Below are 16,097 nucleotides of genomic sequence, written 5' to 3'. Positions count from 1 at the left end.
TGTGAGTGAACTACACCACGCTTACGCATGGTGCTTCCTGCTTCATACTTTTTCCCAACGGAAACAAGTCCACAGGCTCTTCCCATAGTCCCTACGGTGCTTCAAATACCTATTAAATTCTGCTTATTTAAAGCAAACTTCTTAATGTTGATTGCAGCATTTACATCTCTATCGTGTTTTGTACCACAATCAGGACATTGCCAGTTACGGTTTGAAAGTGTGATGTTTTTGTTATGAAAACCACACACATTACAAATTTTCGTACTTGGTTCAAATTGTCCAATCCGCAAAACAGTTTTACCACACCATTCTGCTTTATATTCTAATTTAGATACGAATGAACTCCATGAAGCATCACTTATGCTTTGTGCAAGACAATGATTTTTAAGCATACCATTAACATTCAATGTTTCCAATGCAATTGCTTGATTCTCGCTTATCAACTTATGTGATAATTTATGTTGGAAATCGTTTCTTTGGTTTGCAATCTTCTCATGAAGTTTTGCTACTGCTAACTTTGCTTTTTGTCTATTTGCAGAACCCTTTTCCTTTCCGGACAACCGTTGCTGCAGCACCTTTAATCTTTCAATTGTGTTTTTAAGATGTTTTGGATTTTCAATTTTATCACCATTTGACATAATGGCAAAATCTTTTATCCCCACATCTACTCCTATAGTTGTATCAATATCAAATTCTTGTTTAACAGGTAATTCTTTACCACCATCCACAAGAATACTAATGAAATACTTATCCGTAGACGTTTTAGAAACAGTTGCAGTTTTACATACACCTTCAAAATTTCTATGTAATTTTGTTTTAATCCATCCGATTTTTGGGAGTTTGACTTTATTTTTCTCAAAATCTACTTGATAATGTTGTGGAACAGAAAATGATTGCACTGGATTTTTCCTTGATTTAAATTTGGGAAACCCCTTCTTCTCCCTGAAAAATCGTGTAAACGCATTATCCAGATTCAAAGTTGCCCCTTGCAATGATTGAGAATTAACTTCTTTCAACCATTCAAACTCCCTTTTCAACATCCGAATTTTCCCATTCAGTTCAAATCTGGAAATCGATTTGCCTTCCTGTTCATAAGATTTAATTTTATTTTCCAACGCCCAATTATAGATGTATCTACATGCCCCAAAATGTTTATGGAACATTTCAATTTGATTTTCATCAGGATACATTCTATACTTGTAAGCCCTTAACATCAAAAAATATATTAGTTTTAATATCATTTAAACATTGTGTTAAACAACCATTGACGCATTCATCTCCTCCCTTACGGAAGGAGTCTTCTGCTTTAATAGATAAAACCCTTCATACATTGCAAATTTGAGATGTTTTTGCAGAAGATGATGTTTTATATAGATCACTGACGAATTTTTCGATATAGGCGTTATTTTCACGCCTGAAGAGGTTTTGTGGGAAAAGATTGGAAGTGGTTTTTTTGCTTGCAATAATGCAGATGTTGTTATACACCACCCACCATCCTAATATATATGCAAATGCATAATATTATGCAAATGGTGATTCTATGAAGCGTTATACTGTGGCCATACCAGATGAGCTCAAAAAGGAAATTGATGACCTACCCGATATTAACTGGACCCAGGTTGCAAAAGAAAGTATCGAAAAGAAGATACATCTGCTCGAAGAATTTGAGAAATATGAAAGGAGCCGTGGAAATTGATGGCTACACTAACAATTCCTATTGACGATGAATTCTATCAAAAGATACAGGAACTTTCATGGATCAGATGGTCTAGGGTCGTGCAGGAAGGGATACGAAAGCGCAAGATACTCGAGATCTATATCCGCAACAATACCATCTCCGAATCTGATGCCTCCTTTTGCGAATCTATCGACTGGCATCCCGTTGACGAATTGCCCGTCAAAGAAGAGGTCGTTGATAAGATTAAATCCGAAGATAAAAGTTCCCTTGTAAAGGTCAAAGATGTAGCCGATATATTCAGGTGATGAAAGTGGGCTACTCCCTATACATATCCACCGCCTGCCAGAAAGAAATAAAAAACTGACCAAGAAAGATAATCAACTGAGGATCATTCTCGAAAAGAAAATTACAGATATTCTTGATAATCCTACACGATACAAGCCACTACGTAATGATCTTGCCGGATATTATAGGGTTCATGTCATGAGCAGTTTTGTATTGATTTTTGGAGTGAATACAGTCGAAGAAACAGTAACTTTAGTTCATTTCTCCCATCACGACGCTGCCTAGATATATGAATATCCAGATAGAGCAAACCTGCATCACACATCCTGCAAAATAATTATAAACATAATTGTTACAAAAATAATGATTATACGATTCTATAAAAGTCAATCAGAAAGACACATAAAGGACTACCAGGCATTTTTAATTACTATGGAAGCTCCAGAGAACAATGGCTTCGAGATCATTCCACCAGAACCCAGGGCCGGAGATAATGTCACCATACGCGGGACATCTTCTGCAGAATCAGTAGAAATAGCAATGACCTTTATCAGGACCGTGCCGGTGGCGGGTGGAAAATACAAATGCCGTATGCCTGACACAGAAGTACCAGAAAGGCCCAATCAGTTAACAGTGAGAGCCGAGAACGTGAAAGATCTGAAGGTCAGGGTAAAGATATTGTTATGGATGACCAGACGTGCAAGGGCTTCAGACGGTGTGGCGGAAATCTGCGAATCCAATGTACCTTCAGGCAAATATGATATCCGGATTGAAGGTAATGCTGCAGATGGGTAGCCTAAGGTGGACCTTACAGTAGCCGCCAGCCGGACCATAAAAGTTGAGAACGGCAGGTTTGAAGAAACCTTTTCTACCAAAACCATTCCCACAGATGAATTTGAAGTGACAGTCGCAGAACAGACCGAAGTTATCAAGCTGCACTGAATTTTCACTCCTGTAAATGGATTCCTTCAGAAAATGATAAGAGAGAATGATGTATGAAATTACAGAATTCCTGGTAACAGGGATCCTTCTCGGTTTTGCTGCAGGCATATCTCCAGGTCCCCTGATGGCCATAACAATTTCCGAGAGTCTGCAACACGGGTCAAAAGAAGGCTTCAAGGTTGCTATTTCTCCCCTGATAACAGACTTCCTGATAGTATCAGCTGTTATTTACATACTAATGCATTTCCAGCAGCAAAATTCAGTAATTGCCCTAATCAGTCTTGCAGGAGCACTCTACCTGATGCAGCTGGGTATTGCTTCTCTTAGGACCAAAAATATCAGTATCGAAATAACTAACCAGAAGAAGGAATCCCTGAAAAAAGGTATACTGGCAAACTTCCTGAATCCACACCCCTACCTGTTCTGGATTGCAATCGGAGGACCTATCCTCTTCAGGGCTTCTGAGGTTGACAGGCTCGCACAGATAATGTTTGTTATCGGATTCTATGTTCTTCTTGTAGGTTCAAAAGTTGTGATTGCCCTGTTTGTAGGCAAAAGCAAAGATTTTTTGAAAAGCAAGTATTACCTTCATCTGTTTCGAAGTCTGGGAATCCTGTATCTCATCTTTGCTTTAGTTTTCATAGAACAGGGACTGGAATTGCTGGGATTGCATGTTTAAGATTGCACCGAAACCTTCCTATTCCAACACTTGGCAACCCAAAAAATTGAAAATGTGCTGACATTGTCTATTAGATTTTGCTTAAAGTGCAGTTTAATTAATGCGATTACGCATTGCTTATTGGAAAGGAACGAACTTTGGATTCATTAACAACAATATATTTGCCCTGCAGTAGTATTCCTGAATCAAAAATAACCCATTTGAGCGTATCGAAAATAAAATCCGGTGACAGAAGAGGAATAACATACCCAAATTGTTTGTCAAAGGTAATTAGGATTGCATTTCGTTGTTTTGCAATATCCAGAACAGTCTTATCATCACAGCCCTTTGCTTGTTCTGTAATAGATATTACGTTGCAGCCTTTCTCCCTCAACTTACGTATACACTTCATTGGTATTTTCTCGTCTGCAACAAATATAATATCACACTTCAAGAAGTTGCCTTCGGAGGAATAGAATATACATGTTCACTCTTAAGTATGCCTGAAGCATATTTTAATGCTGCAAGTATATCCTCTTTATCAAGTTGAGGATAGTTTTCCAGAATGTCATCATGGGTCCAGTTATTTCCCAGAAGTTCTATTATAAAATCTACCGATATCCTGGTCCCTTTGATTACAGGTTTGCCTTCGCAAATTTCGTGACTTATGGTTATTCTATCATTGAAGGTCATTTTTATCTGATTACAAGTTTGGTTTTTCTTTATTAAAAACTAACCAACACCAACTAAACCTCCGAAGGAATAGTTGACACTCCACCAAAACAATCATTGCAGCGTTTATTATATAGGCAATGATTCTTAACATAGAGGAAGACTAAATTCCAGGTGTACTGTCAAACATGAGTGGATTAAGGATTAATATAGTTCTTGGCGCCATCGGGTCTATCCTGTGGATAATTGGCGGTTTAATGATAATCCCATTCATGGTAGCAGTTTACTACGGTGAATCACTCTTTCCTTTTTCCCTTTCCCTGACAATCACCCTCTTGATTGCATTTATATTTTCGTTGATGCTAACGGAGGAAAGGGGCGAATGGAACATGAGAGAAGGTTTCATGATTGTAGCCCTGGGCTGGCTTACCGCTGCAATCTTTTCCTCAATGCCCTACATCTTTGAAGGTACACCCCCGATTAATGCCCTTTTTGAAGCCATGTCAGGAGTAACTGCAACCGGAGCTACTGCTCTTGCTGATATTGAAAGTTATAGTAAAAGCCTCCTGTTCTGGAGAGCAATGACCCAATGGGTGGGTGGAATGGGTATCATTCTTTTATTTATAGTAGTACTCCCAAAACTTGGGGTTGCAGGACGGCAGATGTTTCGTGCAGAAGTCCCTGGCTTAAAAGAAGAACAGCTGCGCCCCAGGATTAGGGAAACTGCAACTCTGCTCTGGTTTGTTTATGTAGGCCTGTCAATTGTCGAATTTATCTTACTTTACTTTGCAGGATTGAACGCTTATGATGCCATAACCCATACCTTCACCTCCATATCATGTGCCGGCTTTTCAACATATTCAGACAGTATAGCAGCCTTTAATAACACCACCGTAGAAGGTATCTTCTTAATTTTCATGATCCTTGGCGGAGCCAACATTGCTCTGCATTACAAAACCATCTTTTCTGATAAGACAAGCCTGATAAAAGATGAAGAATTCAAGTTCTATCTTTTAATCATTCTAATTGCAACCCTGGTCCTGGCATATACCCTCACCAGAGGTGAAGTATATGCAATTGCTGATTCCTTCAGATACAGTCTCTTCCATGTTGTATCCATACTGACAACCACAGGTTATGCTACCACCGATTTTAACATGTGGCCTGACTCATCCCGTTTTATCTTATTTTTGCTGATGTTTATTGGCGGGTGTGCAGGTTCCACATCAGGCGGAATTAAAGTAGTACGTGTGCTGCTTCTGATGAAATATGCAGATAATGTACTGTTCAGAACGATTCACACAAAAGCGATCAGGCCCATACGGTTCAATCATAGAAGAATTCCCGAAGAGATTATGCATGCCATTGTTTCTTTTTTGATCATATATTTCATGATCTTTATTGCAAGTGCAACACTGCTTTCCCTGATGGGAGTTGATTTTGTCACCACTCTCAGTGCTTCAATCGCAACCCTGGGGAATGTCGGACCCGGGCTTGGACTTGTGGGACCCATGGCGAATTACGGCACTCTTCCCGACCTCGGGATGCTGGTTCTTACAGCAAACATGTGGATAGGCAGACTTGAAGTATTTACAGTAATGGTTCTGCTGACACCTGCTTTCTGGAGACATTGAAAAAGCGGGGAAGAAAGATCACTTCAGATAAGTATCATCAGGCAGACCTGCATGGTGGTTGCTATCTGGGAGCCGATGATGCAGATGATGGGGCCGATGATGGAGGAGATTGAAAATACTCTTCAAAATATGGATGAAAGCATAATATCTGTTGGCGAACTTAAAAATGCCCATATATGGCATATATTTATGCTGGCAAAAAGGACTTCATATGATTCAAAAATAACAATCTTAATGATAGTCAGATTCAATTACCCTTTTGGCATACCATCACTTCACAACTTCCCCCAATCCCGTACACCTGCCCGTTTTGAGCACACTACCCACATTGATACAGGTATTGATGCCGGTATGCACACCATCTCCCATTATAACTCCCAGTTTGCGCTGGCCTGAATCCACCTTTTCCCCTTTAATCATGACGCGGATAGTGCGACCGTCGTGCCTGAGATTGGCAACCTTGGTACCGGCTCCGAAATTACAGTCATGGCCGATCACACTATCCCCCACATAGCTCAGGTGTCCGATATTGGTTTCATCCATTACCACGCAGTTCTTGATCTCCACGGCATTGCCGATACGCACATTATCCCCTATGGCAGTGGACGGCCGGATAAAACAGTTCGGCCCGATATCACAATCTTTTCCAATAACCACTGGCCCTATTATGTAGGCACCGCTGCGGATAACCGTACCTGCCCCCACGACAATCTCACCCTTTAAGGTAGCATTGGGTTCCACTTCTCCCATTATATTTCCTTCCAGCCCGGACAATACATGCTTGTTGGCAGTGAGCATATCCCATGGTCTGCCGATATCGATCCACGTGTCCCTGAAAACTTCATAACCCACACTGGCACCGGAATCGATAAGCATCTGTATGGAATCCGTTATCTCGATTTCTCCACGGGGTGATTCAGGAGTTTTACGGATATAATCAAAGATTGATTGGGGAAACAGATAGATGCCTGCATTGGCCAGATTGGTCGGGGGTTTTTCAGGTTTTTCCACAATTTGAGTTACTTTTTCTCCGGCAGTACAGATAACTCCAAAATTGCAGGGGTCTTCCACTTCCTTCACCGTCAGGACCGCATCCTCCGCTCTGGTGATCAAATTTTTAATCTGGACAGAACTTATCAGCATATCCCCGTTAAGCACAATGAACCTGTCATCCACATAATCTTCGGCACACCCGATGGCATGTCCCGTTCCATTCTGTTCTTTCTGGAAAACGTACTCGATACTCACATCTTTCTGTAAACCGTCCCCGAAATATTCCCGGATGGAATTTTCCATATAACCTGTAACGATCACAAATTGCCGGATACCGGCATCCACAGCCTCATCGATGATGTGTTCCAGAATGGGTTTGTTGCCAATGGGCAGCATTACCTTGGGTCGCCTGTCTGTTAAAGGACGCATTCTTGTCCCCTCTCCAGCTGCCAGAATAAACGCTTTCACTGTATTGCACCCCTTGCAATACGCATAACTTTATCAAACAATTCATCCACATCCTCCCGGGCCTCAGCAGTGATACGAATTTTCGGTTCGGTACCGGAGGGACGCACAAGCACCCAGCCGTTTTCCATATCCACCCGTATACCATCTATGGTAGTAACATTTCCCATCATTTCCAGGGACTGTTTGATTCGCTGCATTGCAGCTTCCTTCCTGTCTTCAGCACATTCGATTGTATCTCTGAGGGTGGTATAGTGAGGCAGATCAACAACCATCTTTGATAAAGAGCTGTTTTCAATCATTCCTACAATCCGGGCTGCTGCATAGATGCCATCGGGACAATACGATACATCCGGGAAGATCCAGCTGCCTGAAGGTTCGCCTCCAAAATAAGCACCTGAAGCTTTGATCTGCTCTGCCACATAGACATCCCCAACCCTGCAGCGCAGGACTTTGGTATCCCCAAGCGCGTCATCCACTATCATGGAAGTATCCACAGGCACCACAACTTTATCCTGCTTCTGCTGCAGGGCAAACAGGGCAAGCAATTCATCCCCGGAGACAAAGTTACCCTGCTCATCCACGACCATCATCCGATCCGCATCCCCATCATGGGCAATCCCGATATCCGCCTCAAACGCCCTGACAGCCTTGATAAGTTGACCCAGATTTTTTTCCGCTGGTTCGCAATTGCGTGCCGGAAAATACCCATCCGGCTGGCAGTTCAATGAAATTACCTCACATCCCAGTTGCCTGAGTAAATAAGGAGTAATCGTACATCCAGCACCGCAACCACAATCCACAACCACACGTTTATGACTTGGTTGCATTCTGCTTAAAATGGCATTGCAATGCCGCTTAACAAAGCCTTCCTCATACTTCACATTCCCCACTTCATTCCACGTGACGGTTGCATACTCGTTATTTTCAATAATATGTTCAATCCGTTTTTGTTGCTGCGAATCAAAAGCCATACCATCGGGATTCCATAACTTGATCCCCACGTCCTCTGCAGGGTTATGTGAAGCCGTGATCATAATCCCACAATCATAATCCACAGTGGCAAAGGCCAGTGTGGGCGTACTCATAAGTCCCCCCAGCGTAACCTCACAGCCAGTAGCAGACAGGCCTGCAATCAGAGCCTGCTCGATCATATCCGCAGCGATACGTGGATCCTTACCGATCACAACCGAATCGGCCATTGTACCCACGGCCATACCCACATTCAACGCCAGTTCGGGACCGATTACCTTATTGGCCAGCCCCCTGATTCCCGATGATCCGAAAAGTTTCAAAATATACACTCCTTCATTCCACAGTCACACTTTTGGCAAGATTGCGCGGTTTATCTATCTCGCATCCCTTTTCCAGGGCGGTATAATAGGCAAGCAGCTGCAGAGCCACCGAGGACAGGACAGGTGATAGCAGGGGATTGGTGGCAGGTACGAAAATTACAAGATCTGCATACTTGCCTATCTCCCGATCCCTTTCATCGGCCACTGCAATAACCTCGGCCCCACGTGCCTTGACCTCCTTGATATTACTCAGCATCTTCGCATAGGTACGATTTTTTGTAACGATAGCCACAACTGGCGTGCCTTTCTCCAATAAAGCTAGGGGTCCGTGTTTCAGTTCGCCCGCAGCATACCCTTCAGCATGAATATAGGATATTTCCTTGAGTTTCAAAGCCGCTTCCAGGGCCGCCGGGTAATTGAGACCTCTGCCAATGAAATAATAGTCCCGACAATCAGCATACTGTGCTGCATTTTTGCGGATCTGATCCCTCTGGTTCAGTACTTGCTGTACATGTCCGGGTAATTCTTTGAGTGCCTTGATGACATCCTTCGCCTCGTCAGGCAGGAGATAGTTACGTTTTCTGCCCATATAGATTGCCAGAAGATAGAGAGCGATCAACTGAGCCGTGAAGGTCTTGGTCGCAGCCACACCAATCTCAGGTCCGGCATGGGTATACACTACATTCTCCGCCTCCCTCGTAATGGTGCTACCCACAACATTGGTTATCGCGATGGTACTTGATTCATACTGTACCACATTCCTGATCGCAGCCAGGGTATCTGCCGTCTCCCCTGACTGGGTGATTGCAATAGTGAGAACATTTTCATCCATCACCGGATCCCGGTACCGAAACTCAGAGGCGGCACTGACATCGGTATGCATCCCTGCCAGAGTTTCCAGCAGGTATTTACCGAACAATCCCGCATTCCAGGATGTGCCACAGGCGATTATTTCCACCCTGTTTATATTTCTTATCTGTTCATCCGTAAGTTTCAGTTCAGTTAACCGGACATTACCTTCCAGCTCAGCCAATTTGCCTGCAAAGGTCTTCTGGAGGGAACGTGTCTGCTCATGGATCTCTTTGAGCATGAAATGGGCATACCCACTCTTTTCTGCCGCCTCCACATCCCAGTCGATCGTGGAAATTTGCTTTTCCAGCAATTGGCCTTCCATATCATAGAACTCCACCTTCTCAGGAGTCAGTTTCACGATTTCCCTGTCATCCACAAAAATAACATCACGTGTATGAGCCACAAAAGCCGTGGCATCAGAGGAAGTGAAAAATTCATTCTCCCCCAGACCCACTATCAAGGGACTGTCCTTCCTGGAAGCGATCAGGGTATCCGGATTATTCTTACTCATAACCGCGATCGCATAGGAGCCTTCCAGCACTGCCATACTTTTGTGCACTGCCTCGAACAGGTCCAGGGAATTACTGTTAAAATGCACCAGATGAGCAATCACTTCGGTATCAGTATCCGATACAAATTCATAACCTTCGTCTTCCAACCATTCTTTAAGTTTGAGATAATTCTCAATTATCCCGTTATGCACTACCACGATATCCGAGGAACAGTGTGGATGGGCGTTCACATCATTGGGCATCCCATGTGTGGCCCAGCGTGTATGCCCGATTCCAATATTGCCTTTGATCTCTGCAGGTAGCACTTTATCAAGTTCACTGATACTGCCGGCGGCCTTATAGGTCTGCAGATCACCGTTTAAGACACTCAACCCGGCAGAATCATAACCCCTATACTCCAGCCGGCGCAGGCAATCCATGATCACCGATGAAGCACCGGTTTTTCCCACATAACCTACGATTCCACACATAATATCCCCTCAAAGCACTGTAGAATTTGCAGGCAGATGCCTATCCACATTTGTACCCGATCTCACTGTACAGTTATTGCCCACAAGGGTGCCTGCCTCGGTAAGGGTCCTTGATCCAAATTTACAGTCATCCCCGATAACCACGCCACTCTTTTCCACAGGTACAAGTTCATTTTCGATCTCGATATTCACATCGTTATCCGCTTCACATATGGAGTAGGGACCAAAGTTACAGTAAAACCCTATAATACTCTCGGATACATGACTGTGGGATTCTACACGCACATTATCCATAAGGATACTGTTCTGGATATAGGTATAGGGCCCAAGAGACACATTATCCCCTATACTGGTGCAAGGTAGGACTGTTACCTGTGGTCCAATATCACAGTTGCTCCCGATCTTTATCGGACCTACGATATAAGAACCGGGCCTGATGACCGTATCATCCCCTATCTCCACATCACCTACCAGGGTCACGGACTCATAAACAACCGAAGTATCACTGATGTTTGATTCACAGTTTGCCAGCAATCTGGCATTGATATCAAGCAGGTCCCAGGCGTATACAGAATCCATCCAGAGATTCTTTGTAACAATAACCCTGACATCCCGATCCTTTTTCACCATGTTTTGCAGGGTATGAGTAATTTCGTATTCCCCTCTCTCGGAGATCTCAGTCTTATCTATTTCTGCAATAATATCCCGGTTAAAGGCATAGATACCGGTATTTACCATATGACTTATCTGGCGTGTGGGTTTTTCAAAGATGCCTTTTACCTTCCCTGCAGCACTCATGACCACTCCATATCCACATACCTTCTCCCGGGGAGTGGTTAGTACAGTGGCATCCCCTGCATGATTTGTGATTAGTTTATTGATAGTCTCTTTTTCAATGATGTTATCCCCATTGAGCACCAGGAACGATTCATTATCATTTCCCAGTGCAGGAATGGCCTGGCTTATAGCATGAGCGGTACCCAGTTGTGAGGTCTGATCCACATAAGTAATTCTTGCCCCGAAATCATTGCCGTCTCCAAAATAGTTCATTACCTTCTCCTTCTCATAACCCACAACCAGCACTACATCCTCTATCCCGTTATCCACAAGCGCGGATATAACGTATTCAAGGATCGGTCGATTGGCTACCGGTAACATGACCTTTGAGCGGGTATTTGTGAGGGGAGCACATCTTACACCCTCCCCTGCAGCAAGAACGATTGCTTTCATGGGATTAACATGAAACGTGAAAGAATTTATAGGTTATCTTTTGGAGGTGGATTGCCTTGAAGGAAATCATGGACTTCCTTCTAATATTATTGTGGAAGTTCGTGTTTCCGATTGAAAAGTATACTATACCGTATAATAATGAGTAGTATATTACTGACTGACATACTCCCACGACTAAAGCCCATGACTTCGACCACATTCAGTACGGATAGAATACAAAAAACAGAGTACACAGGACAAACAGTCCCCAGGCTATTGGTTTAACTTCACTACTTTTGCCACTTACCACTTTAAAAAGAGGAAACAGGACAAAACCTGCACACAGACCAATTCCCAGGTTATAGGTAAAGCTCATCAGGATTATAACCGCCATTGCAGGGACCATCTCGGTCAAATCATTCATATCTATCTTTTTGATCGATGCCATCATCTGAAAACCGACAATTATCAAAGCAGGAGCTGTGGCAGCTGCCGGGATTGCTGAAAAGAGGGGATAGAAGAACAGGCCCAGCATGAAAAGAAGTGCAACCACGACTGCAGTAAGCCCGGTCCTGCCTCCTTCTTTTATACCGGTAGCAGATTCGATGTATGCACCTGTGGTAGTGGTACCGGCAATTGCTGCGAATACTGTAGCCAGGGAGTCTGCAAGGAAAGGTTTTTCCATATCAGGAAGATTGCCCTGCTCATCCATATACCCGGCCTCCATGGATACACCCACAAGGGTACCCATTGTATCCATCAGGTCCATGGTAAACATTGTAAGGATCACGGCAAAGAAACCCCAGGATAAGGCGCCAAAAATATCCAGCTGCAGGAAAATGGGTGTAAGACTTGGCGGCATGCTGACTATCGAATCCGGTGTTTGGGAAATACCTGTCACAAATCCCAAAAGAGCTGTAGCAATGATACCTATCAGAATTGATCCCTTGACATTTTTGATCATCAGGATGCTGATTAAAAGAAATCCCAGTACAGCAAGGGCTACAGGCATTGTATCCAGGGCACCTACATGAAGGGGAGACCCTTCCACTCCCAGCGAAACAATACCTGCATTAACAAGCCCGATAAAGGTTATAAACAGACCCAGACCGGCTACAAAACTGTATTTGAGGTTATTCGGGACTGCATCGATCATTTTGTCCCTGAAACCTGAAATTGTCAGAATTGTAAAAAGGACACCGCTTATGAATACTGCACCCAGTGCCGTCTGCCAGGGATAACCCAGCACCCCTACAACCGTATAAGCAACAAAAGCATTCTCTCCCATATAGGGTGCAATCGCAATGGGTTTTTTGGCATAGACACCCATTATGAGGGTTCCAAATACCGCGGAAAGGATTGTGGCCACCAGAGAAGGGCCGAAGGGTATCCCTGCAGCTTCTAGGATGGCAGGATTGACAACTATAATGTAGGCAACTGTCATGAAGGTGACAAGGCCGGCCATAACTTCGGTCTTTATATCTGTGCCGTGTTCTTTCAGATGAAAAAAGTTTTCCAGTACGCCTGTCATTTCATATATCCTGACAATTCTATGATTATCTGGATATATTAAAAGATATATAGTATATAAGTCTGATTAATTATGTGGATTTTTACAATCCTGAACTATTTTTATCAACAACCTAAATTCAGATGAAAAAAGAGGAAGAGATTATACTTCCTCAATTTACTCCTGTTCCCTTCTCAAAACCATTGCACCTGCAAGTCCCAGCATTCCTATTATTAACAGGGGATTTGCCGTTGGGACATCAAAGCCGGGTTGCGAATCATGGCCGAAGTAATGACTCATGTCCGAGTCGGTTACATTGGGACCAATTGGTGGCACACCTACAGCTGTTGCTGTGTTCTCATATTGGCCCAAACTGGCAGTTGCGTTTTCGGTCAATACATGAGATTGCCCCGGCTGTAACAATGGAATCGTGCCAATCAATCCAAGTTCATCATCGGTCACATCAATACTGGTCAGATTGACATTTCCGGTATTGGTCACATTGTAGACCCAGCTTACTTCATAGTTTAATCGGATGTATGGCCCTGTCTCATTGTCCGCATCCTCTCCATTGGTAGATTTCTCGATATCAATACCAGGGATTGCTTTAAACATTCCTGCATCGAAACTCATATTGAAATCAGTTGTTTGAACGTCTATTTTTCCTGTCTTCGCAGTGGAGGGGTCAACGTCACTATCGTGTTCATTGTCAGTACCCTGGTTTTCTGGACTGAAGAGGTAACCATTCAGCAGATCGAATTTTATGTAATACTGCCCTGCAGTGACACTGAAGTTGTAGTAACCACTTTCATTGGTTTTGGTTGTCTGCAGCAATGAATCATCACTGAAGTTGTAGAGGCTAACGTTTACACCAGCAATGCCGGATTCACCCGGTTCCTGGATTCCATTGTTGTTTGCCGTATCATCCCACAGGAAATCGCCTATTGTTGCATTAACTCCAAAATAGTGGCTTGGATCTGAATCACTGACATTGGGACCTGATGGCGGTGTACCAACCACTGTTGCATTGTTTCCATATTGTCCCGGGTTAGCAATTCCATTTACTGTGAATTCCTGTGATTGGCCTGCCTGCAATAGCGAGATAGTGCCTATGTGCCCAAGTTTGTCATCGGTCACACTGACATCTGTCAAATTGTAATAACCGGTATTTGTCACATTATAGGTCCATTCAACATTGTTTCCATTAAGTACCAGTGGACCAGTTTTATTGTCAGCATCTTCTCCATTGGTAGATTTCTCGATATCTATCATGGCACCTACTTCAATGAATATCAGTTGTTTACGGTCATCTGGAGTTTCATACGGATCTATCACCACGATAGCAATATCATTGTCACCCGGACAAAAACCAGTTCCGTTTGCATGTGCATCATCGATAATATATTGAGATGCCGTTGTAAAATATCCTTGGTAATTTGGATTCGCATCTGTAAGGTTCCAGATTGCAGCCTGAACTTCTTGCCAATCTGCTTTGGATGTCGAATTTAATTGAGAATCATAGGCTCCATTACGGTATCTGTTAATTACATAATTGACCTTGTCCCATTGTTCATCATCATTCGTGTAGCCAGGCATTGAGGAACTCTCACTGCAATAGACATTAGTATCATACAATGTTTCAGGTGTAATGAATACTTCACTGTCGGCACACCAGCCAGTCCATGTCCCATTACTTATATCGTAGCCTGCAGGAACATTACTCAGTTGTACATCAAAATAATTCCCATTACTACCAGGTACAGTTCCCGCTTCGATCGTGATTATCGCAGAGGGTATATCTACGGGACAGCATTCCTCTGCCTCTGCATTTTCTGCAGTCGCTATTGAAATTATTGCAAAAATGATTGCAACTAATACGATTAGTTTAATTTTAGACTTCATACCGCCACCTCTATAGTATATTTATTGCTGGCACTATAAAGGATTAGATGTACGAATGATAAGAAAGAAAGTATAGGAACAATTATTTTATTCAAAATTAGTTTTAGTAATAATTGTCCCCTGACAGGAAATGGTCTACAAGTTGTGATATGTCAACCACATTTACATTTGTGACTGCAGAAATTCCTGCGAATTATTCTTCGACAACTATAACTAATTTATGTAATTATACTTTATATAGCACGGCTTTCATCCCCTACCTTACGGAAGGGGACTTCTCGCCTGTTTAGTTAAACTTCACAAACATATTTTTGCGTCCATGGACAGGCAATAATACATCTGCCGCAGAGTGGATGATCAAAATTTATTTTCTTGGAAGCCCTTTGGCATTCACCATAACATCGCTGGATGTCTATGATTTCATCCCTGTGAACAGATGGATCCCATTGTTTACCGGTGGGTGCATTCACAGGACAATTGTCGATACAGTTACTACAAGTTCCACAAAGAGATTTTTCCATAGGATTACCTGCTTTGAGGTGAGCGTCGGTAAATACGGTATTGAGGCGTAGGGCACTACCAAATTCCTTTGTTACAAGAAGGTCGCATTTACCAACCCATCCAAGTCCGCTTTTAGTGGCCGTGGTTTTATGAGGGAATTCAGCTTCCAGTTTTTTCTCATTAATATCCGATGTACTTGCAGTCATGGAAATAGCCCTGTAGTCCATTTGTTGCAATTTTTTTTCAAGCTCCATCCCAATAGACGTAAGTTTTTCATTGGCCATATTGCATTCATCAATATAGGCCTGGTGTGGACCAGAGTCAAGATTTCTGATAACTTCCCTGTTAAGAGCAAGTCCAAATACAATAGCACGCTTCAACTCAGGATAGGGATGAGATGGAGTATTTTCCATATTTGCTATACCCCATATCGATACATTTTCAGACAGTAAATTCCTGATGATGGATTCAATGGTTTGCATAAACAATTTTCCTATAATTTACTTTAATACTTAACAA

At 42.9% G+C, this 16,097-nt stretch carries 16 protein-coding genes; 6 read left to right on the top strand and 10 right to left on the bottom strand.

What is annotated here, in order from left to right:
- Nucleotides 1–101: 101 nt before the first annotated feature.
- Nucleotides 102–1,214: an IS200/IS605 family element RNA-guided endonuclease TnpB gene (gene tnpB, locus MMAH_RS00300; protein ID WP_048902208.1), complete on the bottom strand. Its 1,113-nt coding sequence runs from the start codon at nt 1,212–1,214 to the stop codon at nt 102–104.
- Nucleotides 1,215–1,540: 326 nt separating this feature from the next.
- Here tnpB and MMAH_RS10545 point away from each other — a divergent pair, with 326 nt between their 5' ends.
- The 5 genes from MMAH_RS10545 (at nt 1,541) to MMAH_RS00285 (ending at nt 3,584) form a co-directional block, all read left to right on the top strand.
- Nucleotides 1,541–1,696 carry a hypothetical protein gene (locus MMAH_RS10545; RefSeq protein WP_013036542.1) on the top strand — a complete coding sequence of 52 codons (156 nt, stop codon included), beginning with the start codon at nt 1,541–1,543 and terminating at the stop codon, nt 1,694–1,696.
- Nucleotides 1,696–1,983 carry a hypothetical protein gene (locus MMAH_RS00295; protein WP_013036541.1) on the top strand — a complete coding sequence of 96 codons (288 nt, stop codon included), beginning with the start codon at nt 1,696–1,698 and terminating at the stop codon, nt 1,981–1,983. The genes MMAH_RS10545 and MMAH_RS00295 overlap by 1 nt, the downstream gene beginning before the upstream one ends.
- Nucleotides 1,984–2,395: 412 nt before the next feature.
- On the top strand, nt 2,396–2,758 hold the full coding sequence (locus MMAH_RS00290) for a hypothetical protein (protein ID WP_048902041.1): 363 nt from the start codon (nt 2,396–2,398) through the stop codon (nt 2,756–2,758).
- A gap of 6 nt (nt 2,759–2,764) precedes the next feature.
- Nucleotides 2,765–2,905: a hypothetical protein gene (locus MMAH_RS10400; protein ID WP_157198659.1), complete on the top strand. Its 141-nt coding sequence runs from the start codon at nt 2,765–2,767 to the stop codon at nt 2,903–2,905.
- Nucleotides 2,906–2,951: 46 nt separating this feature from the next.
- Nucleotides 2,952–3,584 carry a LysE family translocator gene (locus MMAH_RS00285; RefSeq protein ID WP_157198658.1) on the top strand — a complete coding sequence of 211 codons (633 nt, stop codon included), beginning with the start codon at nt 2,952–2,954 and terminating at the stop codon, nt 3,582–3,584.
- Between the two features lie 106 nt (nt 3,585–3,690).
- Here MMAH_RS00285 and MMAH_RS00280 read toward each other — a convergent pair whose 3' ends face one another.
- The gene (locus MMAH_RS00280) at nt 3,691–4,017 is read right to left on the bottom strand and encodes a DUF5615 family PIN-like protein (RefSeq protein ID WP_048902040.1); all 327 of its coding nucleotides are present in this window, start codon (nt 4,015–4,017) and stop codon (nt 3,691–3,693) included.
- Nucleotides 4,014–4,256 carry a DUF433 domain-containing protein gene (locus MMAH_RS00275; RefSeq protein WP_013036537.1) on the bottom strand — a complete coding sequence of 81 codons (243 nt, stop codon included), beginning with the start codon at nt 4,254–4,256 and terminating at the stop codon, nt 4,014–4,016. Before MMAH_RS00275 ends, MMAH_RS00280 begins: the two co-directional genes overlap by 4 nt.
- Nucleotides 4,257–4,423: 167 nt before the next feature.
- Between MMAH_RS00275 and MMAH_RS00270 the strand changes: the two genes are divergently transcribed.
- Nucleotides 4,424–5,869 (top strand): TrkH family potassium uptake protein, encoded by a 1,446-nt coding sequence (locus tag MMAH_RS00270; RefSeq protein WP_013036536.1) that lies wholly within the window; start codon nt 4,424–4,426, stop codon nt 5,867–5,869.
- 270 nt (nt 5,870–6,139) lie between these two features.
- Here the strand turns inward: MMAH_RS00270 and glmU (MMAH_RS00265) are convergent, their stop codons facing one another.
- From glmU (MMAH_RS00265) to MMAH_RS00235, 7 genes are all read right to left on the bottom strand, one after another.
- The gene (glmU, locus tag MMAH_RS00265) at nt 6,140–7,330 is read right to left on the bottom strand and encodes a bifunctional sugar-1-phosphate nucleotidylyltransferase/acetyltransferase (RefSeq protein WP_013036535.1); all 1,191 of its coding nucleotides are present in this window, start codon (nt 7,328–7,330) and stop codon (nt 6,140–6,142) included.
- The gene (gene glmM, locus MMAH_RS00260; protein WP_013036534.1) at nt 7,327–8,622 is read right to left on the bottom strand and encodes a phosphoglucosamine mutase; all 1,296 of its coding nucleotides are present in this window, start codon (nt 8,620–8,622) and stop codon (nt 7,327–7,329) included. Before glmM ends, glmU (MMAH_RS00265) begins: the two co-directional genes overlap by 4 nt.
- Before the next feature lie 13 nt (nt 8,623–8,635).
- On the bottom strand, nt 8,636–10,456 hold the full coding sequence (gene glmS, locus MMAH_RS00255) for a glutamine--fructose-6-phosphate transaminase (isomerizing) (RefSeq protein ID WP_013036533.1): 1,821 nt from the start codon (nt 10,454–10,456) through the stop codon (nt 8,636–8,638).
- Between the two features lie 9 nt (nt 10,457–10,465).
- Complete coding sequence (gene glmU, locus MMAH_RS00250; protein ID WP_013036532.1) at nt 10,466–11,686, bottom strand: bifunctional sugar-1-phosphate nucleotidylyltransferase/acetyltransferase; 1,221 nt, start codon at nt 11,684–11,686, stop codon at nt 10,466–10,468.
- Between the two features lie 199 nt (nt 11,687–11,885).
- Complete coding sequence (locus tag MMAH_RS00245; RefSeq protein ID WP_013036531.1) at nt 11,886–13,196, bottom strand: NCS2 family permease; 1,311 nt, start codon at nt 13,194–13,196, stop codon at nt 11,886–11,888.
- 156 nt (nt 13,197–13,352) lie between these two features.
- Nucleotides 13,353–15,077 (bottom strand): SdrD B-like domain-containing protein, encoded by a 1,725-nt coding sequence (locus tag MMAH_RS00240; protein WP_013036530.1) that lies wholly within the window; start codon nt 15,075–15,077, stop codon nt 13,353–13,355.
- 290 nt (nt 15,078–15,367) lie between these two features.
- Nucleotides 15,368–16,060, bottom strand: a complete 693-nt coding sequence (locus tag MMAH_RS00235; protein WP_013036529.1) for an epoxyqueuosine reductase — start codon at nt 16,058–16,060, stop codon at nt 15,368–15,370.
- Nucleotides 16,061–16,097: the final 37 nt, after the last annotated feature.

Source organism: Methanohalophilus mahii DSM 5219 (genome assembly GCF_000025865.1).
Classification (GTDB): Archaea; Halobacteriota; Methanosarcinia; order Methanosarcinales; family Methanosarcinaceae; genus Methanohalophilus; species Methanohalophilus mahii.
Note: the sequence above shows the minus strand (reverse complement) of the source record. Positions and strands in the feature narration are given on the sequence as shown.